Genomic DNA, 26,677 nt, shown 5'->3' on the forward strand with positions numbered 1-26,677 from the left:
CAGGCTGGACTGCGGGACATGAGGCGGGAGGACCCCATGATGAACGTCCACATCATCTACACCGGCGGAACCATCGGCATGGTGGACTCCCCCCAGGGCCTTGTGCCGGGGGCGGACCTGGCCGGGTGGCTCTCGGGCCTCCTCCCGCCGGGCCGCCCCGCGGCGCCCGGCCTGGAGTCCCTGGCCTCCACCTCGCTGACCGCGCTGGAGCCGCTCATCGACTCCTCGAACGCCACGCCGGAGTCCTGGCAGGCGATCGTCGAGGAGGTGCGCGCGCACGCGGCGGAGCACCCGGCCGAGCCGATCGTCGTCCTCCACGGCACCGACACGATGGCCTACACCTCGGCCGCCCTGTCCTACGCCCTGGTGGGGCTGGAGGCCCCGGTCATCATCACGGGCTCCCAGCTGCCGCTCGGAGCCGAGGGGAGCGACGCCGAGGCGAATGTCCTGGGGGCGCTGCGCGCCGCCATCAGCGGCAGGGTGAGCGGGGTCGCCCTGTTCTTCGGGGGCCTGCTCCTCGCCGGCGGGCGCGCCACGAAGTCCTCCTCCTGGGACTTCGCCGGCTTCGCCTCACCGGTCGCCCCGCCGCTGGCCCGAGCGGGATCCGACGGCGCCTCCTGGGAGTGGGCCCAGGCCGACGGGAGCGCTGGGTCCGAGGCCTCGCCCACCTCCCCCACCGCCCGGGCGACGCCGAGGCCCTATGCCCGGCACGACGTCGTCGTCCTCGATATGGCGCCCGGCATCACCGGGGCGCGGGTGGCGGCGCTGCTCGATCCCCTGCCCGAGGCGGTCATCCTGCGGGCCTTCGGGGTGGGCAATGTGCCCAGCGACGAGCCGGGGCTGACTGAGGCGATCGAGCGGGCGATCGACGGCGGGGCGGCGGTCGTCGTCGCCTCCCAGTGCCACCAGGCCGAGGTGATCCTCGGGCACTACGACACCGGGGACGCGATCGCCCGGGCGGGCGCTGTCGGCACGGCCGACATGACCCTGGAGGCGGCCTACGCCAAAGCGCAGTTCCTCCTGGCGCAGGGCCTGGCCGGCGCCGAGCTCGCCGAGGCGATGGGGCGCCCGATCGCGGGCGAGCTCAGTCCTCGCAGGTGAGGCCCTCGGCGGGCATCGTGCCCTTGAGCAGGTAGTCGTCCACGGCCGTCGTCACGCACTTGCCCGCGCGGCCGTAAGCCGTGTGGCCATTGCCCTTCCAGGTGAGCAGCTGACCGGAATCGAGTTGATCGGCCAGCGACTGGGACCACTGGTACGGCGTCGCCGGGTCCCCCGTGGTGCCGATGACCAGGATCGGATTCGCCCCCGAGGCGTGGATCGCCTTGCGCTCATTGCCGGACGGGTGGCCCCAGGCCTGGCAGGACGCGTCGGAGTACTGCAGGCTGTCACCGAAGGTCGGCGAGGCCTCCTTGATCTCCGCAGCCTCCTTGTCCCATGACGCCGCGTCCCCCTTGGCGGGGAAGTCCGCGCAGTTGATGGCCCCGATGGCCTCATTCCCGTTGCCCTGATAGGTGCCGTCGTTGCCGCGCTGGGCGGAGAGGTCGGCGAAGTAGAGAAGCGTGGAGCCGTCGGGCTTCCCGTCCTGCGTCATCTGTCCCATCGCCTGCGAGAGGGCCACGCTGAGCTGGGGCCAGGCCTCGGACTGGTAGAGGGGCACCATGACCCCGGAGATGGCCAGGGAGCGGGTCAGCGGGCGGTTGTCGTCCGATGTCTTGATCGGGTTGGCCTCCAGGGAGGTGAGGAAGTCCTGGATCTGCTTCATCCCGTCGTCCACCGAGCCGCTCAACGGGCAATCCGAGCCCGACTGGCAGCTCTCCACATAAGCCCGCAGCGCGCTCTCGAAGCCCTTGGCCTGGTCCAGCGCCACCTGACCGCTACTGCTGATCGACGGGTCGATGGCGCCATCGAGGACGAAGCGGCCCACATTGCCGGGGAAAAGATCCGCGTAGGTCGCGCCCAGGTAGGTCCCGTAGGAGTAGCCGAGGTAGGTGAGGGCGGAATTGCCCGTGACGGCTCGCAGGATGTCGAGGTCCTTGGCGGCCGAGACCGTGTCCACGTGGTCGAGCAGAGCCGCCGGTGTCGTGTTGGCCTCGCACTTGGCCTCGCGCTTGGTGGTCTCATCAGCCACGGCCGCCCGCTTCTGATCCCCCGTCGCGTCATCCGGGAGATCGGTGGACTCTGTGCCGGAGCGCTCGGCGTCGAGCTCGGCATCGGTCAGGCAATCGATCGCCGTGGAGTCGCCCACGCCCCGCGGGTCGAAACCGATGACGTCATAGGCGGTGATGAGGTCCTTGGAGAACATGCCCGTAGTGACCTGGGGAAGAATGTCGACGCCGGAGCCTCCGGGGCCGCCAGGATTGATGAACAGCGTGCCGGTGGCCGAATCAGCTGAGGCCGAGCGCTTCTTCATCGCGATCTGGATCGTCTCTCCGCCTGGGTTGTTGTAGTCCAAGGGCACCGTCACGCGCGCGCAACTCATCGTCCCGGGCCCCGTGTCGCCACTGCGCTCGGTCATGCCGTCTTCCTTCTTGCAGGGGTACCACTCCACGCTCTGGCTGTAGAAGGACTCCAATCCAGCGGGGACGGAGGCGGACGCGGCGCCGGTCGCCTGAGTGGCGTCGGAGACCGATGAGCTGCCGCAGGATGACAGCGCCGCGGCGGCGGCGAGAGCGGACATGACGGCCAGGACCTTGATCCGGCGGGGGCGAGAGGAGGCGTTGACGGTGCTCACGGCGTCAGCCTAAGCGCCGATCCTCCACGAGCGCCCTCCTCCCGGAGGGGGAGAACGCCCCGGGGATGTCCTCCTGGCCGGTGACCCGCCGAGTCTGGGTGATCGCCCGGGTTGCGGACGTGCCTTGGGGTTGTGGACGTCCCTGAGGGTTGCGGACGCGCCCCTGGGGCACGTCCACAAACCCGCGGCACGTCCGCAAACCCGGAGCACGTCGGCAACTGGAGTACCGGGAACGCCGTCAGGCGCCCGACCGCAGGTAGGCGATGCGCTCCAGGGTGGCTCGCCGCTGGCGCTCGAAGGAGGCGTTGGTCGCGGGCACGTACTGGCCGTTCTCCCGTACCCCGCACCAGCGCTGTCCCCAGGCCCAGATCGTGTCGAGGGAGCGCACGACGTCGAGCTCGGGCGGCAGATCGCCCTGACGGCCGATGAGCGCCATCTGGTGGTTCTTCCCATCGTCGGACACCACGTGCCCCCTGGCGGCGGTCGAGCGGCCGCGGTACTCGAAGACGGCGACCAGCTGGTGGCGCGAGGCCGGCCAGGGGACGGTCTGCGGCCAGATCCCCTTGAGGTGGATTCCCTCCCGGTCGACGACGGTGCGCGCGAGGGCCGTGTCCACGGTGAGCACAGCGATGAAGGCGGTCAGGAGGAACATCCCAACGATGTAGAGGGGACTGCCTCCTTCTTCCTCCTTTGTCACGAGCATGATCACGGCGCAGGCGCCGAAGAACAGGGTGAGGGGCACGCAGAAGAGCAGAGGCATCCTCGACCCCCGGAACTCCAAGCGCGGTTGGTCGAGGAGACGGGGGTCGATGAGGGGCCCGTCGCCTCCCACCGGATGGGGCGACGGCGTCGGGCCACCCGGCACTGGCATGGGGCTCCCGACGCCGTGCGCGGCGCCCGGTACCGGCGCTCCCAGTACCGGCGACCCCGGCGTCGGAGGCGCGCCCGGAACCACTCCGTAGCCAGCCGCCGTCGGGGCGGCGGGCGCCCCGTGAGGAGCGGGGCTGGCGTAGCCGCGGGCCACCGCCCAGGCCCACAGCTCATCGAGTTTCTGGTCGAGGGCGGCGGCCGCGTTGCCGATCCCGCTGGCGGTGGCGCGCAGGGGCAGGATCCTGACCGGGCGGGAGCCGTCGGCGGGCCGGTACTGGGCGACAGCGACCTGGATGGACCCGCGCGCCTGCTGCTCGTTGGCGACGAGCACACCGCGCGACGCCGGCCAGGGCAGATCGTGGGATCGGATGACGTCGCGCACGTGGATGCCGGTGGCGTCGAGCACGACCCTCGGCCGGAGGCACAGCACGGACAGTCCCGCGCAGAGGACGCCCAAGCCCAGGAGCACGAGGAAGCCCGTCATCTCGCCCGTGGTCGCCAGGATGATCGAGGCGACCACCAGGACGAGAGTCGTCGCGACGAGGAGAATCCCCATGACGCGCGCGACGAGGGGCTGATGGCGGACGATGGACTGGGGGCCGAGTGGACTGGCCGGAGTTTCCATGGGATCTCCTCGATCAAGGGAAGGGGCGGGCGCGGGAACTCGCTCGCCGCTCCCCCAATCCTTCCTGGCCGCGGCTCTTTGGGACACGGGGAGGCGTCCGCACGTGGCGGTCGCCGTCGCTGGTCAGACCACGGGTCGGCGATGACCTCTGAGCGGAGGGGGCAGACAGGGCCCGTCCACCTGGCAGGGCCTGTGAGGGCCTGTCTGGATCCTGTCTCGATCCCGTGCCCGCACGTAGCCTGGCCCCATGAGCCGATCCGACGCCGTCGCACCGCCCACCGCTGATCCGCGAGCGCAGATCAAGGAGTTCCTCACCTCCCGCCGCGCCCGGGTGACGCCGGAGATGGTGGGGCTGCCCGTCGTCGGGACGAGCAGGCGCGTGCCCGGCCTGCGCCGGGAGGAGGTCGCCCTGCTCGCCGGCGTGAGCGTCGACTACTACACACGCCTGGAGCGCGGCTCGCTGGCGGGCGCCTCCGCCGAGGTCCTGGAGGCGCTGGCCTCCGCCCTCCTCCTCGACGACGCCGAGCGCGAGCACCTCCTCGACCTGGTCCGCGCGGTCTCCCCCACCGGCAGGCCGCGCCGTCGGCCGCGCGCGGGGCGCCGCTTCGCGATCCGCCCCGGAACCCACTGGATCCTCGAGGCGATGCAGGTCCCGGCGATCGTCCGCGACGCCCTGGGCCGCTGCCAGGCAGCCAACACGATGGCCCGGGCCCTTTACGCGCCGCTCTTCGTCGACCCGATCCCCGAGATCGCCGACGAGGCCCCCTCCCTCACGCGCTTCATGTTCCTCGATCCTCGCGCCCATGACTTCTTCCCCCACTGGGACACGGGGGCGGAGGACTCCGTGGCGATGCTGCGCCTGGCCAGCGGCGCGGACCCCACGGACCCGGCCCTGACGGCGCTGGTCGGCGAGCTGTCCGCCCGCAGCCGCGACTTCGCCCGGCTGTGGGCGCGCCACGACGTGCGCTACATCTGCCGGGGCGCCAAGGTCATCCACCACCCGATGGTCGGGGAGATGACGCTCGCCTACGAGCCGGCGGCGATGGCCTCGAGCCCGGGGCTCACCCTCGTGTCCTACGCGGCCGAGCCCGCCAGCCCGAGCGAGGAGGCCCTGCGCCTGCTCAGCTCCTGGGCAGCGACTGAGCTGGCCGCTCCAGCCGAGCGGGGCAGCGCGCTCAGCGCGCCTGGGGGCGCAGTCGCACCATGAGTGCCTCGACGGCGAGCAGGGGCGCGGCGTTGGAGCGCAGCCTGGCCCGGCACTCCTCGATGGCGGCGATGCGCGCCAGCGACTGCTCCGGCCCGGTGGAGGCGGCCGCCCGCTCGATCTGCTCGGCGAGGTCGACGTTGACGCGCTCGACGTCGCTTCCCATCTGCGTTGCCAGGACGTCGCGGTAGAAGGAGAGCAGGTCGATCATGGCGCGGTCGAGCACGTCGGTGCGGGCGCGCTTGGCGCGGCGCTTCTGATCCTCCTCCAGGGCGCGGATCTGGGCGCGCAGCGACGGCGGGACGCGGCTCTCGCCCTCCAGCCCGAGGGCCCGCATGAGGTCGGCCCGCTCGGCGGCGTCGCGCTCGGCGGTGCGGGCCTGGGCCTCTGCCTCGGCGGACTCGACGAGGTCGGCGGCGGCGAGCACGGCGTCGCCCACACTGCGCAGCGAGACGGGCGCGTGCAGGAGGCGGCGACGGCGCTCCCAGGCATCCGGGTCGGTGGCCAGGTGGCGGGCCAGGCCGATATGCGACTGGCTGGCGCGGGCCGCGCGGGCGGCGAGGGCGGGATCGGCCCCGTCGCGGCGCACGAGGAGATCGGCGACGGCCTGCGCGGGCGGGATGCGCAGCGTGATGAGCCGGCAGCGCGAGCGGATGGTGGGCAGGACGTCGTCGGCGCTGGGGGTGCACAGGAGCCAGACCGTCTGGGGCGGCGGCTCCTCGATGGACTTGAGCAGGACGTTCGTGGTGCGCTCGGCCATGCGGTCGGCGTCCTCGACGAGGATGACGCGCCACCGGCCGGTCCAGGGGCGGCGCTGCGCCTCGCCGATGAGCTCCTTGACCTCGTCGAGGGTGATGATGAGCTTCTCGGTGGCCAGGCGGACGACGTCGGGATGGGCGCCGCTCATGACGTCCCGGCAGGGCTTGCACTGGCCGCACCCGGGGACGGGCCCGGTGCACTGCAGGGCGGCGGCGAAGGCGAGCGCGGCGTTGGAGCGGCCCGAGCCGGGCGGTCCGGTCACGAGCCAGGCGTGGGTCATCGCGGAGCCGCTGCCAGCGCCAGCGCTGCCGGGGTCACTGTCGACGGCGTCACCCGCCCGGGCCTCCCGCTGCTCGGCGAGGCCCCGCGCGGCCGCGGCCGCCCCGGACAGGGCGGCGATGACCGCCTCCTGCCCGACGACGTCGTTCCAGACGCTCATGAGCCCTCCCCCGCGGTGTGCTCCAGGCGCGCGACCGCCTGGAGGAAGGCGGCGCGGGCATCCGGGCCGGTGGCGTCCCCCGCTCGGGCATCCACTTCGAGGGCGACGGCGCCCGGGCGCTCGGCGAGGAGGGCGGCGACGCGCTCGTCCACAGCCCGAGCGACCTCCTCGAGGGTCAGGCGAGCGTCGATGACGGCGAAGCGGGAGGGCTCGGCGTCGGCCAGGGCGAGGAACTGCTCGCGCAGGGCGGCGCGGAAGGCCATGCCCTCGCTCTCCAGGCGGTCCTTGGCACCCCGATCCCCCGTACGGCGGTCGGCCACGGATGGGTCGGCGTCGAGGAGGATCGTCAGGTCAGGGAGGAGGGAGTCGGTGGCCCACTCGGACAGGCGCCGGACCTCGGCGGTGCCCAGCGAGCGCGCGGCGCCCTGGTAGGCGATCGAGGAATCCAGGTAGCGATCGGTGAGGACCACCTCGCCGCGCTCCAGCGCGGGGCGGATGACCTCGGCGACGTGCTGGGCGCGGTCGGCGGCGTAGAGGAGGGCCTCGGCGCGCGGGTCCACCGCTCCGCCGTGCAGGAGGAGGCGGCGGATCTCGGCGCCCAGCTCGGTGCCGCCGGGCTCGCGGGTGCGGCGGTAGCCGATCCGGGCGGCCGCGAGCGCGGTGGCCAGGCGCTCGATCTGCGTGGTCTTGCCGACGCCGTCGCCGCCCTCGAAGGAGATGAGCAGGCCGGGGCGAGGCGGGGTCGCGGGCGAGGGGGCATCGGTCACGGCCCCAGGGTAGCGGCGCGCGGGGCACGGTCCCGCCACTGCCCTCAGCACCCCCAGCGCCCTCAGGGCTCCCAGCGCCTTCAGCGTCATCAGCGCCTTCAGTACCGTCAGCGCCCCCTGCCGCCTCCCGCCCCCGCCGGTCACTTCTTCGCTTGTCCGAGCCGACCGACAGGGCCGGAGCCGTCCCGTGGTCAGCAAGACCCTCGGCTCATGGCTACGCTTCCCCCATCACGTCAACGCACCCTCCCTTACCTGAAGGACGGATCACTATGACCCACCCCCTGCACGGCCGCCACTTCCTCAAGGAGACCGACTTCACCACCGCCGAGTGGATGAGCCTGCTCGACCTCGCGGCCCAGCTCAAGGCGGACAAGAAGGCCGGCAAGGAGGTCCAGCGCCTCAGGGGCAAGAACATCGCCCTCATCTTCGAGAAGACCTCCACGCGCACCCGCTGCTCCTTCGAGGTCGGCGCCGCGGACCAGGGCGCCCACACCACCTACCTCGACCCCTCCGGCTCGCAGCTGGGCCACAAGGAGTCCGTGGCGGACACCGCCCGCGTGCTCGGCGGCATGTTCGACGGCATCGAGTACCGCGGTGACGACCAGGAGAAGGTCGAGACCCTGGCCAAGCTCTCCGGCGTGCCCGTGTGGAACGGCCTGACCGACGCCTGGCACCCCACCCAGATGCTCGCCGACCAGCTCACGATGATCGAGCTGTCGGACAAGCCGCTCACGGAGATCTCCTGCGCGTACCTGGGCGACGCCCGCAACAACGTCGCCAACTCCCTGCTCGTCTCCGGCGCGCTGGTCGGCATGGACATCCGCCTCGTGGCCCCCAAGGAGCTCCAGCCCGAGGCCGAGGTCGTCGCCATCGCCGAGGGGCTCGCCGCCGCCTCCGGCGCGCGGATCACCATCACCGACGACGTCGACGAGGGCGTCAAGGGCGTCGACTACCTCTACACCGACGTGTGGGTCTCCATGGGCGAGCCCAAGGAGGTCTGGAACGAGCGCATCGCCCTGCTCAAGGACTACCAGGTCAACGGCGAGCTCGTGAAGCGCACCGGCAACGACGGCGTCAAGTTCCTCCACTGCCTGCCCGCCTACCACGACCGCAACACGACGATCGGCCAGCAGCTCTTCGAGGCCACCGGCATGGACGGCGTCGAGGTCACCGACGACGTCTTCGAGACCGAGCGCAACGTCTCCTTCCAGCAGGCCGAGAACCGCATGCACACCATCAAGGCCGTCATGGTCGCCACCCTGGGCAACTGGGAGGACTGACCCATGCGCATTGTCGCCGCCCTGGGCGGCAACGCCCTCATGCGCCGTGGCGACAAGCCCGACGCGCGCACCCAGATCGCCAACGTCCAGGCGGCCGCCAGGCAGCTGGCGCTGCTGGCCGAGAAGCACGAGCTCATCATCACCCACGGCAACGGCCCGCAGGTCGGCGTGCTCGCCCTGGAGTCCGCCAATGATGAGCGCCTGAGCGAGTGCTACCCCTTCGACACCCTGGGGGCGGAGACCCAGGGGATGATCGGCTACTGGCTCCTCCAGGCGATGCAGAACGCCCTGCCGGGCCGGCAGGTCGCCTCCCTGGTGAGCCAGACCCTCGTCCTGGCCGGGGACCCGGCCTTCGCCAACCCGACGAAGTTCATCGGCGAGGTCTACGACGAGGCCACCGCCCGCAGGCTCGCCGCTGAGAAGGGGTGGACCATCAAGAAGGACGGCGAGCACTACCGCCGCGTCGTCGGCTCGCCCCGGCCCCAGCGCGTCATCGAGACCCGGATGGCCCGCGCCCTCCTCCACGCCGGCGCCGTCGTCATCTGCGCCGGCGGCGGAGGGGTGCCGGTGATCCGCAACGAGCACGGCAAGCTCCAGGGGGTCGAGGCGGTCATCGACAAGGACCTGACCGCCGCGGTCCTCGCCGAGCACCTCGACGCCGACGCCCTGCTCATCCTCACCGACGTCGACGGCGTCCAGGAGGGATTCGGGACGCCGGCGGCCAGGCGAGTGGACCGCGCCACGCCGTCGTCGCTGCGCGCCATGAACCTGCCCGCGGGATCCATGGGGCCCAAGGTCGAGGCCGTGTGCCGCTTCGTGGAACTCACAGGGGATATGGCCGCCATCGGCCGCCTCGAGGATGCCATCGGGATCATCGAGGGCGAATCCGGAACTATCGTGACCCCTGGTGGGAACTACGGCGGGCCGGACGACATCCGGCCACCGGTTCCCGACCGCACGACCAACTGATCGGGCGCTGATCGGCCGTCAGCGCCCGGCACGCCCAGGTACCCAGGAGGGAGGCCCTTCCCCGCACAGCGGACCATCCACTATCCACTATCGATGCATCGATACCCGCGGCACAGCGCCGCATTCACAAAGGAGTGCTTCTTCCATGACGAAGATCGTCAACTCGTGGAATGACTTCGACCCTCTCAAGCGCGTCATCGTCGGACGCGCCGACTTCTCTGTCATCCCCCCCGAGGAGCCTGCCACCAGTGAGAAGGTGCCGGTCGACTCCGAGATGCGCGGCATGTGGGGCCCCCGCCCCACGGAGACCGTTGAGAAGGCCAACGCCCAGCTCGATTACCTCGTCAAGGTCTGCGAGGACCACGGCGTCATCGTCGATCGGCCCACCCCGCTGCAGTGGAACCAGCCCGTCATCACCCCGGACTTCCGCACCGACTCGATGATGACCTGCATGCCGCCCCGCGACATCTTGCTGACCATCGGCAACGAGATCATGGCCTCGGCCAATTCCTTCCGCTGCCGCTACTTCGAGTACCTGGCCTACTGGCCCCTCATGAAGCAGTACTTCGACGAGGACCCGGAGTTCAAGTGGACGCAGGCCCCCCGCCCGCGCCTGACCGACGCCTCCTACAAGCACAACTACTACGACGAGAGGATCTCCCTGGAGGAGCGCCTCGAGCGCACCGCCGCGAAGGACTTCGTCACCACCGAGGTCGAGCCCATGTGGGACGCGGCCGATGTGCTGCGGCTGGGCAAGGACCTGTTCATCCAGCACGGCCTGACCACCAACCGCACCGCGATGGAGTGGTTCAAGCGGTACTACCCGGACCTGCGCGTCCACGCCGTCAACTTCCCGGGCGACCCCTACCCGATCCACATCGACGCCACCTTCGTGCCGCTGCGCCCCGGGCTCATCATCAACAACCCCCAGCGCCGCCTGCCCGAGGAGCAGAGGAAGATCTTCGAGGCCAACGACTGGCAGATCGTCGACGCCGCCATGCCGGCGCACACGACCCCGCCGCCGCTGTGCTACTCCTCGGTGTGGCTGTCCATGAACTGCCTGGTCCTGGACCACAAGACCGTCATCTGCGAGGCCAGCGAGGTCCACCAGATGGAGCAGATGGACAAGCTCGGCATGAACGTCATCCCCGTCCCGTTCCGTGACGCCTACCCCTTCGGCGGTGCCCTGCACTGCGCGACGGCGGACGTCTACCGCGAGGGCGGCTGCGAGGACTACTTCCCGAACCAGGTCGAGGACCCGACCCTCGTCTGACACGCCGGGTCCCTGGGGGCCGCCTCGCCGGCCCCCAGGGACTGCTGCGCCCGCTGGACCAACGGGCAAGGGAGCCCGGCCCTGGGAGCGCCCAGTGGCGATCGTCCATGGTCTGCGCATCCTCCACGAGAGTCTCACCCCGGTCGGTATCATCGGGGGCGTCCGGATCGTCGGGGGCAAGTTCGCCCCGATCATCACCGTTGCTCTCGCCCGCGCCGGTAGGCGCTCTGCCTCTACCGCCAGAACCATGTCGATCTCCGCCCTCCAGCCCTGATGCCCCGGGCGGCGGCCATCGGCCCTGACAGCCACAACCCGGAAGAGACATTCCATGACCACCGACGGCACAACCGCACTCGTCTCCTCGACCACGACCACAAGCAGTGCCGAGGGAGCCACGGTGCGCAGGGCGGCGGCGGCCTCCTTCATCGGCAACTTCATCGAGTGGTTCGACTACGCCACCTACAGCTACCTCGCCGTCGTCATCGGGCAGGTCTTCTTCCCCTCCAGCGACAAGACCGTTGAGACGATGTCCGCCTTCGGGGTGTTCGCGATGTCCTTCCTCCTGCGTCCGGTCGGCGCCGTCGTCTGGGGGGCATGGGGGGACCGCTTCGGGCGCCGCTGGGCGCTGTCGTGGTCGATCCTCATCATGTCCGGCTCGACCTTCCTCATCGCCTTCCTCCCCGGGTACTCCACGCTGGGCATGGGCGCCGCGCTCCTCCTGCTGCTCCTGCGCCTGACCCAGGGCTTCTCGGCCTCCGGGGAGTACGCGGGCGCCGGGACCTTCCTGGCCGAGTACGCCCCGCCCAGCAGGCGGGGCCTGTACACATCCATGGTGCCCGCCTCCACCGCCACCGGCCTGCTCGCGGGCTCGTCCCTGGTGGCCCTCCTCCACGCCCTCCTCGACGACGCCTCGATGGCGTCGTGGGGATGGAGGATCCCCTTCCTCCTGGCCGGCCCCCTGGGCCTCATCGGCCGCTACATACGCGTGCACCTGGAGGACTCCCCCGCCTTCCAGGAGATGCAGGCGCAGTTGGAGGAGAAGTCGGGCCCCCAGCAGAGCACGCCCCTGCTCGACCTCCTGCGCTACCACGGCCGGACGGTCGGGATCGCCTTCGGGGTCTCCTGCCTCAACGCCGTCGGCTTCTACCTGCTGCTCACCTACATGCCCACCTACCTCCAAGAGGAGGTCCACATCGGCAAGAGCACGTCGAACCTGCTCACCTCCGTCATGCTCATCGCCTACATCGTGTCGATCTTCATCATGGGGCACTTCTCCGACACCGTCGGGCGCCGCAAGATGCTCATGGGCGCGAGCGTGGCCTTCATCGTGCTCTCGGTGCCGCTGTTCTGGCTCATGGACTCCGGCAGCATCGTGGGGATCCTCGTCTGCGAGGTCCTCTTCGCGATCGTCCTGACCGCCAACGACGGCACCCTGGCGACGTTCCTCGCCGAGAGCTTCCCCACCGAGGTGCGCTACTCCGGCTTCGCCCTGTCCTTCAACACGGCGAACGCGCTCCTGGGCGGGACGGCGTCACTCGTCGCGACCTTCCTCATCTCCAAGACGGGCTCGCCCCTGGCGCCGGCGATCTACCTGAGCGTCGTCGCGCTGGCCGCTCTGGGGGCGATGATCGCCGCCCCGGAGCACTCCGACGCCGACCTCACCGCCTACACCCAGGAGAGCGCGGACGCCCAGCCCTGACCCGCCCCCTCACCGAGACCGGGCGAACAGCACGCCGAGACCGGGCGAACAGCACGCCGAGACCGGGCGAACAGCACCGCGAGATGCGAAACCACGCGGATATTCAGAATCTCGCGGTGCTGTTCGCCCGGTCTCGCTCATTGGGGGGAGTTATGAATCGGACTTCTTGGAGGCGGACTTCTTGGCGGGGGTCTTCTTCGTCGTCTTCTTGGCGGTGGTCTTGCGGGTGGTGCGCTTCTTGGCGGGGCCCTTGGCGCGCTTCTCGGCCAGGAGCTCGTAGGCGCGCTCGGGGGTGACGGTCGCGGGGTCGTCGCCCCGGCGCAGCGTCACGTTCGTCTCGCCGTCGGTGAAGTAGGGGCCGAAGCGCCCGTCCTTGATGACGACGGGCTTGCCAGTGGCCGGGTCCGTGCCGAGCTCGCGCAGGGGGCCGCGCGCGGCGGCCCGGCCGCGGCGGGTCTTGGGCTGTGCGAAGAGCGCGAGGGCCTCCTGAAGGGTCACCGTGAAGATCTGCTCCTCGGTGGCGAGGGAACGGGAGTCGGTCCCCTTCTTGAGGTAGGGCCCGAAGCGCCCGTTCTGCGCGGTGATGTCGACGCCCTCGGCGTCCTGGCCGACGACGCGCGGCAGGCTGAGCAGGTCGAGCGCCTGCTCCAGGGTGACGGTGGACAGGTCCATGGACTTCAGCAGGCTCGCCGTGCGGGGCTTGGGCCCGGCGGTCTTCTTCGTGCTCCGCTTCTTCTTCGCCCCCGACGACGCGGCCTCCTCCGAGTCCGCCCCGGCCTCGGGCTCGGGCAGCACCTCGGTGACGTAGGGGCCGTAGCGCCCGTCCTTGGCAATGATCGTGTGGCCGGTGGAGGGGTCGACGCCGAGCTCCCGCCCATCGTCGGCGGCGCGGGCGAAGAGCTCGCGGGCGCGCTCGACGGTCAGCTCGTCCGGGGCGAGATCGGCGGGCACGTTCGCTCGCTTGCCGTCCTCGGACTCCAGGTAGGGGCCGTAGCGGCCCACGCGCAGGGTCATGCCCTCGCCGATCGGCACCGAGTTGATGGCGCGCGCGTCGATCTCGCCGAGGGTGTCGAGCATGGCCCGCAGGCTGCGCTCGCCTTCCTGGCCAGTGTCCCCGGCTCCCCCGGCGCCACCAGCCGCCAGCGGGGCGCCGTCGGTCCCAGCGCCCCCGGCCCCGCCAACCCCGAAGTAGAAGCGGGTCAGCCAGGCGACGCGATCGGCCTCGCCGGCGGCGATGCGGTCGAGGTCGGCCTCCATGGAGGCGGTGAAGTCGTAGTCCACGAGCTCGGCGAAGTTCTCCTCCAGCAGGCGCGTGACGGCGAAGGCGAGCCAGGTGGGCACGAGGGCCTGGCCCCGGTGGTCCACGTAGCCGCGGTCGGAAATGGTCGACATCGTGGCGGCGTAGGTGGAGGGGCGGCCGATCTCGCGCTCCTCCAGGGCCTTGACCAGCGAGGCCTCGGTGTAGCGCGGCGGCGGCGTGGTCTCGTGCCCGGCCGCCTCGGCGCCGAGGACGGCGAGCTCCTGCCCGGCGATCATGGCGGGCAGGCGGGTCTCGCGCGGCTGCGCGCTCCCGCCGGCTCCGCCGCCCGCGCCCGCCTGGGCGCCACCGCTGCCCGAGCCCGCCGCGACCACTGCCTCACCGGCGCTGCCCGAGGCGGCCTCGGAGTAGCGCTCGGCGTCACGCCCCTCCTCGTAGGCGGCAAGGAACCCCCGGAAGGTGATGACGGTGCCCGAGGCCGTGAACGAGGCGGTGGAGAAGGTCAGGCCGGAGTCGCGCGAGCCGCCGTCGGCGGGCGCCAGGGGCACGTCCACGCGGACTGTGGCGGTCGAGCCGACGGCGTCGGCCATCTGGGAGGCGACGGTCCGCTTCCAGATGAGCTCGTAGAGGCGGAACTGCGCGCCGCTGAGCTCGCCGCTGACCTGCGCGGGAGTGCGGAAGTGGTCGCCTGCGGGGCGGATGGCCTCGTGCGCCTCCTGGGCGCCCTTGGTCTTCGTGGCGTAGACGCGCGGCTTGGCGGGAACGTACTCGGGCCCGTAGAGCTCGGCCACCTGAGCGCGGGCGGCGGCCACGGCCTGGCCGGACAGCACCGTGGAGTCGGTGCGCATGTAGGTGATGAAGCCGTTCTCGTACAGGCCCTGGGCCACGCGCATGGTCTCGCGCGGGTTCATGCGGAGCTTGCGGGAGGCCTCCTGCTGGAGGGTGGAGGTGGTGAAGGGGGCGGCGGGGCGCCGCTTGTAGGGCTTCTCCTCCACCTCGGCCACGCGCGGGATGGCGCGCATGACGGCCTCGGCAATGGCCTTGGCCGCGCCCTCGTGGAGGTGGACGGTGCTCGCCTTGCGGGCCGACGCCGTCAGCTCGCCGGCGTCGGTGAAGTCGCGTCCTGTGGCGACGCGGCGCCCGTCGAGCGAGGCCAGGCGGGCGGTGAAGGCGCCCTCGGCGCGGGCGGCCGCGTCGAGCTCGCTCAGCCCTGTGCTCAGCCGCGCCTCGACGCCCCAGTAGCCAGCGGGCACGAAGGCCATGCGCTCGCGCTCGCGCTCCACCACGAGACGGGTGGCCACGGACTGCACACGCCCGGCGGACAGCCCCGCGCGCACCTTGCGCCACAGGACGGGGCTGACCTCGTAGCCGACGAGCCGGTCGAGAATCCGGCGGGTCTCCTGGGCGTCCACCCGGTGGGAGTCGATGTCTCGAGTGGAGTCCAGGGCGCGGGTGACCGCCTCCTTGGTGATCTCGGTGAAGGTCATGCGCTTGACCGGCACCTTGGGCTTGAGGACCTCCAGGAGGTGCCAGGCGATGGCCTCGCCCTCGCGGTCGTCATCGGTGGCCAGGTAGAGCTCGTCGGCCTCCTTGAGGGCCTTCTTGAGCTGGGTGACGGTCTTCTTCTTGTCCGGGTTGACGACGTAGTACGGCTTGAATCCGTCCTCGACGTCGACGGCGAAGCGCCCGTAGGGGCCCTTCTTCTCCTTGGCTGGCAGCTCGGACGGCTGGGCGAGGTCGCGGATATGGCCCACGGAGGCCTCGACGTCGAAATCGGGGCCCAGGTATCCGGCGATCGAGCGGACCTTGTTGGGGGACTCGACGATGACGAGCTTGCGGGGCACGGGGAACCTTCCTGCGACGTTCGGATACCGCCTGGCGCCCAACGGCGGACGGCACGACCTCGACGCCCCTGGCGGGCGCCCGAGCCGACTCTAACCCATCGGTGAGCGGCCGGCTCCGCCCGATCAGGAGCGCCAGGGGTCAGGACAACTGGCCCAGAGCGGTCACGATCGACCTGATGAGCTGATGCGCGGCGGCGGAGTCGAAGGGGAGGTCGATGGTGCGGCACTCGGCTGCCAGCGCCGCCATCGGCCGCACCTCGGGCGCGCCGTGCTGGGCGAAGGAGCGCACCTCCCGCAGGTCGCGGTCGATGGTGTCAGCGGGGTCGACGGAGCGCGCCTGGGCCTTGTCATCCACCCACTGGCGGGTGCGCCGGGTGATCCGGTCGATGCTCGAGGTGACGGCGCGCAGATCGGAATCGAGGGCCTCCGCGGCCTGGCGCGCGCGGGCGCAGACGGCGTCCATGGCGCCGACGACGGAGTCGAGGGCCTCGCAGAGATCGGAGATCGAGCCGATCGGGTCCTCCTCGCTGCCATCGAGGATGGAGCGGGAGAAGCGGCCGACCATGAGCGTCATGAGCCGCATGAGCGCCACGGAGAAGCGCAGGTCGAGGACGCCGTCGCGCAGGGCGCCCATCCGCTGGGGCAGGGCCCGCAGTCCGGGGGCGGCCTGGCCTGCGAGCTCGACGACGCGCTCGGCGATCTCGTCGCTGCGCGTGCGCTGCCAGCTGGTGCGGGCCTGGGCTCCCAGCACCCGGCCGGTCAGCTCGACGCGCTCGGCGACCTGGAGCATCGAGTTCTTCGTCCCCTCCAGGGACCCCAGGAGGCGGAGGTACTCCTCGAGCTGGAAGACGAGGCGGTTGGTCACGCGCTCGAGGTCGGCGGCGGCGCGCAGGATGTCCGCGACCGGCCCGCTCACGCCTACGGCGTCAGGGACGCGCACACCGGCGGACACCAGGGCGCTGACCTCCGCGGGCAGGAGCGCGCGGGTGGCGTCGATGAGCGAGGGGAACCCGAGCCCCGCGAGCTCGGTGGCGAGCTCGACGGCGCCCATCTCACCGATCTGGGAGCGGGAGGCGCCCCGGCCGGCGAACTCGCGCTCACGGGCGCGCACGCGGCGGTAGGTCTCCTCGACGGTGCGCTGGGTGCCCTCGCGCAGGGGCTTGGTCCGCACGGAGAGGTAGCCGTCGTGGATCGGGACGATGGTGGCGAAGACGCGGTAGTCGACGCCGTCGGCAGCGCGGTTGGTGACGTAGGCGCACACGGGGCGCCCGGCGCCCAAGTCATCCCACATGAGCTTGAACAGGCCGGCCGGCATATCCAGGTGGCGGATGATGTTGTGGGGCGCGCGCTGGAGTCGCTCCCGCGAGTAGCGCGACAGGGAGTCGAAGGTCCGATTCGTACGACGGATGACTCCCTTGGGGCCTGTGGTCGAGAAGAAGATGTCCTCAGGATCGAAGAATCTCTCGTAGCCGATCTGCGATTCCATCGTAGATGTCCTTTGCTGCTGTCCCAGGGAAGAAGCCGACGAGCGTGGAGAGACGTCGACCGACAGGACAGGAATCTATCAACGAGGGTCGCTTTTCGAACACGGTGTCCTGCGAAGCCCCTCAATACTGCTACCGAATCGTTACCCAGCGGCGCCGGAGTGTCGCGCGTGCCACTGGGCCGACGCGCTCTGCTCAGCCGAGCTCGGCCAGCGCGGCGCGGATCCGCTCGACGGCGCCCCCCAGGGCCTCGTCGTCGGTGCTCAGGTCAAGGCCGCGGCAGCGCCCCGCGAGGTTCGCCAGGGCGGTCATCTCCGGGTAGCCGCGCTCGGAGAGGGACTCGGCCTCCTTCATGAGGGCGGGAACGTCCCCCTCGGCACCGTCGATGAGGACAGCGCCCTCGTCGGTGAGCGCGCGCAGCCAGCGATCGTAGGGGCGGCGCGTGCGGTCGAGGTCGGAGACCACGGAGGCCATGGCGGACTCGAGCTCGCTGATGCGGGTCTCGACGACGCCCCGCACGGAGTCCAGGGAGCCCAGGTCCGCCTCGAGGCCGTGCACGAGCTCGGGCATGGCGTCGGAGGCGTCGGCCTCGGCCTCGTCGACGACCGAGGCGGCGTAGGTCCCCAGCACGAGGGTGTGCAGGCGGATGAGGGCGGCGCTGAAGGCCATCGACTCCATGGCGTCGGCGAAGGAGGCCACCGAGTCCTTCAGCCCCGTCACGGCGGTGGCGGCGCGCTCGGAGCGCTCGATGATCCGCTCAGCCAGACCGGGCGCGGAGGACTCGGGGTCCTCACTGGTCAGGGCGCGCATGAGCGCGGCGGTCCGCTCGGCGCGGTCGCGGATGGACTCGGCGCCGTCGAGCCAGGTGCCCAGGGCGGAGACGACCTCGCGGAAGTCCCCGATGCGGCCGACGAGGCTGTCGGAGGAGGCCTCGACGCGGCGGGCGCCGCTCAGGATCTCGGCCGCGGAACCCTCGGCGTCATCCCGCGCGGGGACCCTCACACCCTCGGCGAGGAGGCGCTGGGCCTCCGAGGCCAGGCTCGCCCGGCCGAAGGCGGCGATGGAGTCGTGGCCGAGGGATCCCAGCTCCTCCAACAGCAACTCGGCGCCGGTCTCGGCGGCCTCGCGGCGGTTGGCGCCCGCATCCATGCGCTCGCGCTCAGCGGCGCGCACCCGCCCGTAGACCTCGCCGATGATGGCGAAGACGGCGTCATCCAGGGGCTTGGTGCGCACGGAGACGTAGCCGCTGGAGGTCGGCGTCACGGTGGCGAACACCCAGTAGTCGAGCCCGTCCTTGGCCCGGTTGAGCACATAGGCGCAGACAGGGCGGCCCGCGGTGAGATCGTCCCACATGAGCTTGAAGACGCCGCCGGGCATGTCGTCATGGCGAATGATGTTGTGCGGAGCGCCGATCATCTCCTCGCGCGGATAGCGCGCCAACTGGAGGAATGTCTCATTCGCGCTGCGAATGACGCCTTTGTCGTCCGTCGCGGAGAAGAACACGTCCTCAGCGTCGAAGTGGCGGCGGTTTCCGATGATCGTTTCCACAGGAGTTGCTTCCTTCAGGGTATAGGAGATCGACTCCATCCTGCCCCATCACCTCCAACTGAGGACAGCCTCCGTTCCCCTGAAAATGGTCACAGTTTCACAGCGATGACACAGACTCCCGGTGTTGGATAGGCGATATGAGCACTCCCGCTGAGCCCTTGACCCGAGCCGACGGCTCCCCGGTCCGCGTCCTCGTCGTCGACGACGAGCAGATGCTCGCCGACCTCCTGGCCTCCGCCCTCCGCTACGAGGGGTGGGAGGTGACGAGCGCTGGCACGGGCGTGGCCGCGGTGCGCGCCGCCAAGGAGATCCAGCCGGACGTCGTGGTCCTGGACATCATGCTGCCCGACTTCGACGGACTGGAGGTCATGCGCCGCATCCACGGCCACACCCCCGGCGTCCCGGTGCTCTTCCTGACGGCCAAGGACGCCGTCGAGGACCGCGTGGCCGGCCTGACCGCAGGTGGCGACGACTACGTCACCAAGCCCTTCTCCCTGGAGGAGGTGGTGGCCAGGCTGCGCGCCCTGCTGCGCCGCTCCGGGGCCTCGACCGCCGAGCCGGCCAACGTCCTGACGGTCGGCGACCTGCGCATGGATGAGGACTCCCACGAGGTCTGGCGGGGGGACGCCGAGATCCGCCTGACCGCCACCGAGTTCGAGCTCCTGCGCTTCCTCATGCGCAACCCCCGGCGCGTCCTGTCCAAGCCCCAGATCCTTGACCGGGTGTGGAACTACGACTTCGGGGGCCAGGCGAACATCGTCGAGCTCTACATCTCCTACCTGCGCCGCAAGATCGACAAGGGCCGCGAGCCGATGATCCACACGATGCGCGGCGTGGGCTACGTGCTCAAGCCCGCTGAGGCCCAGGAGGGCTCCGGCGGCGCGGGGAGCGCCGGGGCACAGGGGTGAGCAAGCCCCGCAGCCTGCGGGCGCGCCTCGTCGCGGGCGTCCTGGGCATCGTCCTCGTCATGGCCGCCGTCATCGGCGCCATCTCCACTCTCTCCCTGAGGAACGGCCTCATGGAGCGCCTCGACAGCCAGGTGCGGGCGGCCGCGAGCCGCGTCGAGTTCCGCCGCCACAGCAATGCCCCGGAGCAGACCCTCACGGCCTCCCCGACCGCCGGCACGGCTGACGACGATGACGACGACGAGACTGGCCCGGTACCTCCTGAGAACGACGACGACGATCACCCCGTGCCCAAGGGGCTGGACGCGGCCGGGCAGCGGGTGGGGACGCTCACCGTCGTCGTCACGGGGGCGCAGACGACCGGGAGCACCCCGGACACGGCCTCCCGCACCATCAGGGCCGGCTACATCGGCTCCGACGGCGCCTACTGCACGCTGAGCGTCGCGGAGGTCTCCTCACTGCTGAGCCTGGAGCCCACCGGCGAGCCGGTGAGCGTCCACATGGACTCCCTCGGCGATTACCGGGTGCTTGTCGGCCATGACAGCCAGACCGGGGACAAGGTCATCACGGGGCTGTCCATGGAGGAGGACAACGACCTGGTGCGCGGCCAGCTCATCTTCCTCGGGCTCATCGCCCTGGCGGGGGCCCTCATCGCGGCGCTCAGCGGCCGCGCCCTCGTGCGCTCGTCACTGGCGCCCCTGGAGCGGGTGGCGGCAACGGCCGAGCGCGTCTCCTCCCTGCCGCTGGCCCGCGGCGAGGTGAGCATCGACGAGCGGGTCGACGACGCCGACCTCGCGACCTCGCAGGAGGTCAGCCAGGTCGGCGGGGCCCTCAACGCGCTCCTGGGGCATGTCGAGGCGGCCCTGGCGGCGCGGCAGCGCTCGGAGACGCAGGTTCGCCAGTTCGTCGCCGACGCCTCCCACGAGCTGCGCACCCCCCTGGCCTCGATCCGCGGCTACACCGAGCTCATCCGCCGCGGGAGCGGGCAGGGCGGGGCCGCTGGAGGCGCGGGCGGGACGGGCTCGGCCGGCGGGACGGGCGCGGCCGATGCGCCCGCGCTCTCGGAGGAAGCCTCCTACGCGCTGGACCGGGTCCATTCCGAGTCGCTGCGGATGACGGCGCTCGTCGAGGATCTCCTGCTGCTCGCCCGGCTCGACGCGGGCCGCCCTGTGGCTCGTGAGGAGGTGGACCTCGTGGGCATCCTCGTCGACGCCGTCGCCGATGCCCAGGCCGCCGGCCCCGACCACGAGTGGATACTCGACCTGGCGATCCTCAACCCGCCGGAGGGCGCGAGCGCCGAGGAGGCCGAGGACTTCGAGCCCGCCCCCGCGATCGTGGCCGGGGAGGAGGCGCGCCTGCGCCAGGTGGTCGTCAACCTGCTGGCCAACGCCCGCGCGCACACGCCCGCCGGGACACGGGTGACCACCACCCTGGAGCGGGAGGGCAACCGCCTGGTGATCCGGGTGGCGGACAACGGCCCGGGCATCGAGGAGTCCATGCGGGAGCGCGTTTTCGTGCGGTTCGCCCGCGGGGACGCCTCCCGCGAACGGTCGACGGGCTCGACCGGGCTGGGCATGTCGATCGCGCAGGCGATCGTCGTCTCGCACGGGGGCGCGCTCTCAATGAGGACCAGCACGGACGCCGCTGACCACGGGACGGTGTTCACCGTGGAGCTGCCGGCCGCCGACATCGAGTAGTCGCCGGCTGGGGAGGGCCTCAGAGAGCGTCGCGCTCCCCTGTGAGGCATGCCAGAGCGGCCCCTGACACGACGAGGAGCAGGCCGGTGATGGCCAGGACGACGGCCACGGCGCTCCCGGCCCGCGCCGCGTCGACGCCCGCGCTCATCGAGCTCGAGGCGGCGCCCCCGCTCGACATCGCCGCTTGGGCGCTGGAAGTCGCCCACACCACGGCAGTGCCGACAACTGCCGGTGCTGACAGGCACAGCGCGACGGCGGCAGTGGCGGCACGGGGGCGGCTGATGGCGGACGCCGCATGGCGAGCGGGTTCGGCAGGGCGAGCGAGCATGGGAGAGTCCTAATGACGATGAGGGGAACGCGCGGGGAGCACGAGGGCCGCGCCAGCGCGGCGCGCAACACCTTAGGGCCGCGGCGCTGGCGACCAGCCGACGTTGACCATCTCGAAACGTCACGTTCGCGTCAATGCCAACGGAGGCCCGGAGCACTGCTCACTTGGCGAGCCCAGTGCCCTCCCCCGGCACGAGGGAGACGAGCATGGCCATGGACAGGCAGCTCACCGCCACGAGAGCGACCGATCCGGTGGCGTAGGAGGCGAAGTACTCCCAGCGGCCCAGGGGCGCGTCCATCCGGGTCAGGACCCACAGCCCCAGGGCGAGGGCGACGGCGGCGCAGAGCGCCCCGGCGAGCCAGAGCACGACCAGCATGGGCGCCGGACCACTCCTGCGATCGAAGAGGCGGCCGCCCCTTGGATGCCCGGGCTCGCGCCGGTCCTCCCGCTTATCGGCGGGGCTGGCGCCATCGCCACCGGGAGGCCCACCGGAGTCGGGCTCCTCCCCGCTCCAGGCGCCGCCGGCCACCGCGAGCGCGCCCCATGCCGCGGCCAGCAGCACAGCGGCCATGACGTCGGCGGGCCGGTGCCACTGGCAGACGAGCGTCGAGTAGCCCATCGCCACTGTCATCACCGCCCCGAGCCAGGCCGCGTGGACCCGCCAGCGCGCGTCCACGAGGAGGATGAGCGCCACCGCCGCCGACGCGGCCATGGTGGTGTGCCCCGAGGGGAGGGTGTTGGCGTTGTCCCACCGCGCGGTGATGCCGTGGTCCGGGCGGAAGAGGATCCAGTGCTTGAGGATCTGCGCGCTGGCGCTCGCCCCGACGACGGCGACGACGGCCCAGATGGCGCGCCGATGGCTGCGCCGCGCCATGCCCACGAGCAGGATGACGACGACGAGCAGCACCGCCGCCGGCATCGAGATCGCCGAGAGGACCACGCGCGCGTGCCCGTCCACCCGGTGCGAGCCGATCTCCGAGCCCTCCAAGGCGGCGGCCTCGAGGACCTGGCCAGGCAGGGTGTCGACGAAGGCCCACCACAGCACGAGAATGCCCGCGAAGCACACGATCGCCAGGGCAAGGCCCCTGGCGCGCAGGTGCGTCGGGGTGCTCAGAGCCGGTCGGGGGGATCGCATCCAACGATGCTACGGCCCTGCCGCGCCGCGGCGTCGCTCAGGTCGCGCGATTCACGGTGGCACGCGCCACCCCTCGTCGAGACCGGGCGAACAGCACCGCGAGATGCGAAACCACGCGGCGATTCAAAATCTCGCGGTGCTGTTCGCCCGGTCTCGGATATAGGGGATGGTGACTAATGATCCGATATATAAGTGTTGCACTTATCGCATGAGGGCTCTAACCTGGGGCCGAGCAGAGGGGCTCCTCCTCTGGTCGGGCAGTATTCATCACCATTCAGGAGGTTCTCCCATGGCCGTTCTCACCATCGGCGACCAGTTCCCCGCCTACGAGCTCACCGCCGTCGTCCCCGGCAACCTCAAGGACGTCGAGGCCAGCAAGCCCGAGGACTACTTCACCACCGTCTCCTCCGAAGTCCCCGCCGGCACCTGGCGCGTCGTCTTCTTCTGGCCCAAGGACTTCACCTTCGTGTGCCCCACCGAGATCTCCGCCTTCGGCGACCTCTACCAGGACTTCAAGGACCGCGACTGCGAGGTCGTGGGCGTCTCCGTGGACAACGAGTACACCCACTACGCCTGGCGCCGCAGCCACGAGAAGCTGCAGAACCTGCCCTTCGCCCTGGCCTCCGACCTCAAGCGCGAGCTGGTCGCCGCCGCGGGGGTCCTCAACGCCGACGGCGTCGCCGACCGCGCCACCTTCATCATCGACCCCAACAACGTCATCCAGTCGGTGTCCATCACCTCCGGCTCCGTGGGCCGCAACACCGACGAGACCCTCCGCCAGCTCGACGCCCTCCAGTCCGACGAGCTGTGCGCCTGCAACTGGCAGGCCGGTGCCGCCACCATCGACGCCCTGGGCGAGATGACCCACTGAGACCCGCACACCACGAAGAAGCGAGAAGCACATGAGCATCGACAACCTGCGCTCCGCCCTGCCCGAGTGGGCCAAGGACCTCTCCCTCAACCTGTCCACCCTCACCCGCTCCTCCACGCTCACCGAGCAGCAGCAGTGGGGCACCTTCGTGGCCGCGGCCGCCGCGACCCGCAACGAGTCCGTGCTCGTGCAGGTCCTCGAGGACGCCCGCGCCCACCTGAGCGAGGAGGCCATCAGCGCCGCGCTCGGCTCGGCCTCGATCATGGCGATGAACAACGTCGCCTACCGCACCCGCCACTTCCTGGGCGATGCCTACGAGAACGAGCGCATGGGCCTTCGGATGAACATCATCGGCTCCTCCGGCGGCGTGGAGAAGGTCGACTTCGAGCTGTGGAGCATCGCCGTCTCCACGATCAACGGCTGCGAGCGCTGCATCACCTCCCACGAGGCGACCGTCCGCGGCGAGGGCCTGAGCACCGAGCAGGTCTGGGAGGCCGTGCGCATCGCGGCCACCCTCACCGGTGTGGCCCAGGCCGTCGCCGTCGTCGAGACCATCGGCTGACGCGCCGCGCAATCGCGCGCGATGGGGCCCCTCGCACCGGGCGGTGCGAGGGGCCCCATCGCATTCGAGCGCATTCGAGAACCCGGAGCGCTCAGCCGTCTCAGTTGTCGGGGTCGGCGTCGATCGCGCCCTGGACGTCGTTGAACAGCAGGTTGGAGATCTCGACCTGCACGGTGGCCACGGAGGGAACGTCCTCGAGGATGAGGGGGTCGCCCGCGCTGGTCTCCAGGCGCAGTGTGCCGGCACCGAAGACCCGGTCGGTGAGCGCCCGGTCCTGCTGGACGTCGCTGATGCGCGACAGCGGAAGGTCGTGGCCGCGCTTGTTGAGGATGCCCGAGCGCGTGATGACCCGCTTGGAGGTGATCGTGTAGGTCGTCGTCGCCCAGGCCAGCCAGGGCAGGAGGAACACGGGCACCGAGACGGCCAGGATGATGATCCACGCCGCGAGGTGGCTCCACGGGGACCAGTCGCCCGGCAGGAGGACCGAGGCCGCGATGCCGACGGCGATGAGGAGGACCTGCGCGATGATCCGCCACAGGAGGACCTTGGGGTGGGTGTGCATGTGCCGGACGATGACCTCGTCCTGGCCCAACTGCTTCTTCGACAATGCCATGGCCCCATCGTGCCAGCAATCACGCCGCGGGGCGAGGCGGGTGGGTGCGGCAGGAGGACGACGACGGGCAGCAGTCCCCGGCCCCGGGACTCAGAGCTCGATCTCGTCGAGGCTCGCGACGGTGGGCACCGCCCGCGACGGCCCCTCGCCGCCGCGCCGCAGGTGGACCACCGGCATCCCCACGGCGAGGGCGCCGTCGACGTCGGAGCCGACGTCGTCGCCGATCATGAGGGCCTCGTCAGGCGCTACGCCGAGGCGCTCGCAGGCGGCGGTGAAGATCGCCGGATCGGGCTTCGTGGCGCCCATCTGGGCGGAGGCGAGCATCTGCCAGCCGGCCACGCGCGCGCCGGCGGCGGCGAGCTTCTCCTCCTGGCTGGGGGCGTCGCCGTTGGTGAGGTAGGCGACCGCCAGGGGCCGGGTCGGCTCCCCGGCCCGCGCCGTCCGCTCGCGCTCGGCGCGCAGGGCCTCCAGGCGGGCCAGGAAGGAGGGGGCATCGTCGTAGGCGCGCCACAGGCCGCGGTAGATGGCGCGGTAGGCGGCCATATGGGCGTCGGCCTCGGCGTCGCTGAGATCGCTCCCGCCGGGCACGAACTCGCGCACGCGCGCCCGCAGCTGGCCGCGGAAGTCGAGCTCGCCGGCCTGGTAGCGGGCGAAGTGGCGGCGATCGATGGCCTCCCACAGGTCGGCGGTCTCCTGCGGGCCGAGCTCCCAGCCCGGCAGACCCGAGGCCCACAGGTAGGAGGCGCGGTCCGAGGCGGAGCGGTGGTCGACGAGGACGCCGTCGATGTCGACGAGCACGGCGCGGGTGAGCGGCGGCAGGCGGAAGGGGCTCATGCGCCCAGTCTGCCCTGATCATCCGCCGAGGATGTCCAGTCCGGCACCCGCGACCACCGGGATGATGCCGAGCAGCACGAAGGCGGGCAGGTGGCACAGTCCCAGGGGGATGACGAGGCGGACGGCGAGCCTCTCGGCGGCCTCCTCATCGGTGGCGCGCCGCCCCGCGCGGATCGAGGCGGCCGTGCGGCCGAGGAGCGACGACGGCGAGGCGCCGTCCTCCCAGCCGGGGCGCAGGCAGTGCTCGAGGCGCCCGCGCGAGGCCCGCCACGCGGCGTCCTCGGGCGCGTCCCAGGCCTCCTCCCAGCTCGCGCCGATGAGCAGGGCGCGCGAGACGACGCCGAGCTCCTCCTCGTCGAGCGCCTGGCCGAGGGCCGCCAGTGCCCCGGGGAGGGAGGCGCCCGCCTCGAGGGCGGCCGCGGCGAGGTCGAGGACGAGGGCCTCATCGACCGGCGCGCGCCGCCCCTCGCCCCACCATCGCCGGCGCGATCCGTCCCGCTTGGCCGTCGAGGGCGGGCCGTGGATCGCGGCGCGCACGAGCCTGCTGGTGAGGCGGTGGCCGGCGATCATGAGGCCGATCCCGGCCAGGCCGAGCACGCTTCCCCAGGACCCGCCCAGGAGAAGATCCTCGGGGTGGGCGCCGACGAGCGAGCCCAGGGCGAGGGCCACCAGCGGCAGGGCGGCGAGGAGGCGGGCGGTGGTGCGGGGCCCGGAGAGGGCGGATTGCCGCGATGCCCGGGCTCGGCCGGCCTCGGAGACTCCCTCCGCGACGGATTCCAGGACGCCGGCCAGCGGTGAGCCCAGGGCGCGGGTGAGGCGGCAGGCGGCGACGGCGCCCGGCACGGCCGCCCGCAGGGCCTGGTCCGCCGCAGCCGCTCCCCTGATCGGCGGGCGCCAGACCCAGTGGCCAGCGTCGCGCCGCGGCAGCCAGGCCGGAGCGGGGGCGGCGGTCAGGCGTGCGAGGGCGGGCGGGGCACCGTCG

Annotated in this window: 23 protein-coding genes; 11 read left to right on the forward strand and 12 right to left on the reverse strand. The window is 71.5% G+C overall.

Annotated features, from left to right (window positions below):
* Positions 1–39 precede the first annotated feature (39 nt).
* Positions 40–1,101: an asparaginase gene (locus tag A1QA_RS0103785; protein ID WP_026048662.1), complete on the forward strand. Its 1,062-nt coding sequence runs from the start codon at positions 40–42 to the stop codon at positions 1,099–1,101.
* Here A1QA_RS0103785 and A1QA_RS0103790 read toward each other — a convergent pair.
* Together A1QA_RS0103790 and A1QA_RS14890 are read right to left on the reverse strand one after the other, a co-directional pair.
* Entirely contained in the window at positions 1,085–2,677 is a 1,593-nt protein-coding gene (locus A1QA_RS0103790; protein ID WP_043508200.1) for an alpha/beta hydrolase, read from the reverse strand. The genes A1QA_RS0103785 and A1QA_RS0103790 overlap by 17 nt on opposite strands.
* Positions 2,678–2,969: 292 nt before the next feature.
* Positions 2,970–4,226 carry a PH domain-containing protein gene (locus A1QA_RS14890; RefSeq protein ID WP_017177598.1) on the reverse strand — a complete coding sequence of 419 codons (1,257 nt, stop codon included), beginning with the start codon at positions 4,224–4,226 and terminating at the stop codon, positions 2,970–2,972.
* A 247-nt stretch (positions 4,227–4,473) separates the two neighbouring features.
* Here A1QA_RS14890 and A1QA_RS0103800 point away from each other — a divergent pair, with 247 nt between their 5' ends.
* Positions 4,474–5,433 (forward strand): helix-turn-helix domain-containing protein, encoded by a 960-nt coding sequence (locus tag A1QA_RS0103800; protein ID WP_017177599.1) that lies wholly within the window; start codon positions 4,474–4,476, stop codon positions 5,431–5,433.
* Here A1QA_RS0103800 and A1QA_RS0103805 read toward each other — a convergent pair.
* Both A1QA_RS0103805 and tmk read right to left on the reverse strand, forming a co-directional pair.
* Positions 5,402–6,628, reverse strand: coding sequence for a DNA polymerase III subunit delta' (locus A1QA_RS0103805; RefSeq protein WP_017177600.1), 1,227 nt, complete (start codon positions 6,626–6,628; stop codon positions 5,402–5,404). The genes A1QA_RS0103800 and A1QA_RS0103805 overlap by 32 nt on opposite strands.
* Positions 6,625–7,485, reverse strand: a complete 861-nt coding sequence (gene tmk / locus A1QA_RS0103810; protein WP_017177601.1) for a dTMP kinase — start codon at positions 7,483–7,485, stop codon at positions 6,625–6,627. Before tmk ends, A1QA_RS0103805 begins: the two co-directional genes overlap by 4 nt.
* Before the next feature lie 179 nt (positions 7,486–7,664).
* Between tmk and argF the strand changes: the two genes are divergently transcribed.
* The 5 genes from argF to A1QA_RS0103835 all read left to right on the forward strand — a co-directional run bounded on the left by argF (position 7,665) and on the right by A1QA_RS0103835 (position 12,616).
* Positions 7,665–8,675, forward strand: a complete 1,011-nt coding sequence (gene argF, locus A1QA_RS0103815; protein ID WP_017177602.1) for an ornithine carbamoyltransferase — start codon at positions 7,665–7,667, stop codon at positions 8,673–8,675.
* Positions 8,676–8,678: 3 nt separating this feature from the next.
* Positions 8,679–9,644: a carbamate kinase gene (locus tag A1QA_RS0103820; protein WP_017177603.1), complete on the forward strand. Its 966-nt coding sequence runs from the start codon at positions 8,679–8,681 to the stop codon at positions 9,642–9,644.
* 145 nt (positions 9,645–9,789) lie between these two features.
* A complete protein-coding gene (locus A1QA_RS0103825) occupies positions 9,790–10,917 on the forward strand; it encodes a serine/threonine protein kinase (RefSeq protein ID WP_017177604.1) in 1,128 nt (375 codons plus the stop codon).
* Positions 10,918–11,011: 94 nt separating this feature from the next.
* Positions 11,012–11,191, forward strand: coding sequence for a hypothetical protein (locus A1QA_RS0103830; protein WP_017177605.1), 180 nt, complete (start codon positions 11,012–11,014; stop codon positions 11,189–11,191).
* 54 nt (positions 11,192–11,245) lie between these two features.
* A complete protein-coding gene (locus A1QA_RS0103835) occupies positions 11,246–12,616 on the forward strand; it encodes an MFS transporter (protein WP_017177606.1) in 1,371 nt (456 codons plus the stop codon).
* Positions 12,617–12,766: 150 nt separating this feature from the next.
* On the opposite strand, the gene topA is transcribed toward A1QA_RS0103835, so the two are convergent.
* From topA to A1QA_RS0103850, 3 genes are all read right to left on the reverse strand, one after another.
* Positions 12,767–15,718 (reverse strand): type I DNA topoisomerase, encoded by a 2,952-nt coding sequence (topA, locus tag A1QA_RS0103840; RefSeq protein ID WP_017177607.1) that lies wholly within the window; start codon positions 15,716–15,718, stop codon positions 12,767–12,769.
* Between the two features lie 139 nt (positions 15,719–15,857).
* The gene (locus A1QA_RS0103845) at positions 15,858–17,204 is read right to left on the reverse strand and encodes a hypothetical protein (RefSeq protein WP_017177608.1); all 1,347 of its coding nucleotides are present in this window, start codon (positions 17,202–17,204) and stop codon (positions 15,858–15,860) included.
* Between the two features lie 193 nt (positions 17,205–17,397).
* Complete coding sequence (locus A1QA_RS0103850) at positions 17,398–18,750, reverse strand: PAS domain-containing protein (protein ID WP_017177609.1); 1,353 nt, start codon at positions 18,748–18,750, stop codon at positions 17,398–17,400.
* A gap of 137 nt (positions 18,751–18,887) precedes the next feature.
* Here A1QA_RS0103850 and A1QA_RS13315 point away from each other — a divergent pair, with 137 nt between their 5' ends.
* Together A1QA_RS13315 and A1QA_RS0103860 are read left to right on the forward strand one after the other, a co-directional pair.
* Positions 18,888–19,658, forward strand: a complete 771-nt coding sequence (locus A1QA_RS13315; protein WP_017177610.1) for a response regulator transcription factor — start codon at positions 18,888–18,890, stop codon at positions 19,656–19,658.
* Positions 19,655–21,352 carry a sensor histidine kinase gene (locus A1QA_RS0103860; RefSeq protein ID WP_017177611.1) on the forward strand — a complete coding sequence of 566 codons (1,698 nt, stop codon included), beginning with the start codon at positions 19,655–19,657 and terminating at the stop codon, positions 21,350–21,352. The genes A1QA_RS13315 and A1QA_RS0103860 overlap by 4 nt, the downstream gene beginning before the upstream one ends.
* A 19-nt stretch (positions 21,353–21,371) precedes the next feature.
* Here A1QA_RS0103860 and A1QA_RS15735 read toward each other — a convergent pair whose 3' ends face one another.
* Positions 21,372–21,680, reverse strand: coding sequence for a hypothetical protein (locus tag A1QA_RS15735; RefSeq protein ID WP_154652224.1), 309 nt, complete (start codon positions 21,678–21,680; stop codon positions 21,372–21,374).
* 160 nt (positions 21,681–21,840) lie between these two features.
* On the reverse strand, positions 21,841–22,815 hold the full coding sequence (locus A1QA_RS0103875; protein ID WP_017177614.1) for a phosphatase PAP2 family protein: 975 nt from the start codon (positions 22,813–22,815) through the stop codon (positions 21,841–21,843).
* A gap of 289 nt (positions 22,816–23,104) precedes the next feature.
* On the opposite strand from A1QA_RS0103875, the gene A1QA_RS0103880 reads away from it, so the two are divergent.
* The gene (locus A1QA_RS0103880) at positions 23,105–23,686 is read left to right on the forward strand and encodes a peroxiredoxin (protein WP_017177615.1); all 582 of its coding nucleotides are present in this window, start codon (positions 23,105–23,107) and stop codon (positions 23,684–23,686) included.
* A gap of 31 nt (positions 23,687–23,717) precedes the next feature.
* Complete coding sequence (gene ahpD / locus A1QA_RS0103885) at positions 23,718–24,248, forward strand: alkylhydroperoxidase, AhpD family (RefSeq protein ID WP_017177616.1); 531 nt, start codon at positions 23,718–23,720, stop codon at positions 24,246–24,248.
* Between the two features lie 100 nt (positions 24,249–24,348).
* Here the strand turns inward: ahpD and A1QA_RS0103890 are convergent, their stop codons facing one another.
* The 3 genes from A1QA_RS0103890 to A1QA_RS13325 all read right to left on the reverse strand — a co-directional run.
* Positions 24,349–24,861 carry a PH domain-containing protein gene (locus A1QA_RS0103890; RefSeq protein WP_017177617.1) on the reverse strand — a complete coding sequence of 171 codons (513 nt, stop codon included), beginning with the start codon at positions 24,859–24,861 and terminating at the stop codon, positions 24,349–24,351.
* A gap of 90 nt (positions 24,862–24,951) precedes the next feature.
* The gene (locus A1QA_RS13320; RefSeq protein ID WP_017177618.1) at positions 24,952–25,695 is read right to left on the reverse strand and encodes an HAD family hydrolase; all 744 of its coding nucleotides are present in this window, start codon (positions 25,693–25,695) and stop codon (positions 24,952–24,954) included.
* An 18-nt stretch (positions 25,696–25,713) separates the two neighbouring features.
* On the reverse strand, positions 25,714–26,677 hold a 964-nt coding region (locus A1QA_RS13325; RefSeq protein WP_017177619.1), incomplete at its 5' end, for a type II secretion system F family protein.

The organism is Actinomyces timonensis DSM 23838 (assembly GCF_000295095.1).
In the GTDB taxonomy this organism is placed as follows: Bacteria; Actinomycetota; Actinomycetes; order Actinomycetales; family Actinomycetaceae; genus Actinomyces; species Actinomyces timonensis.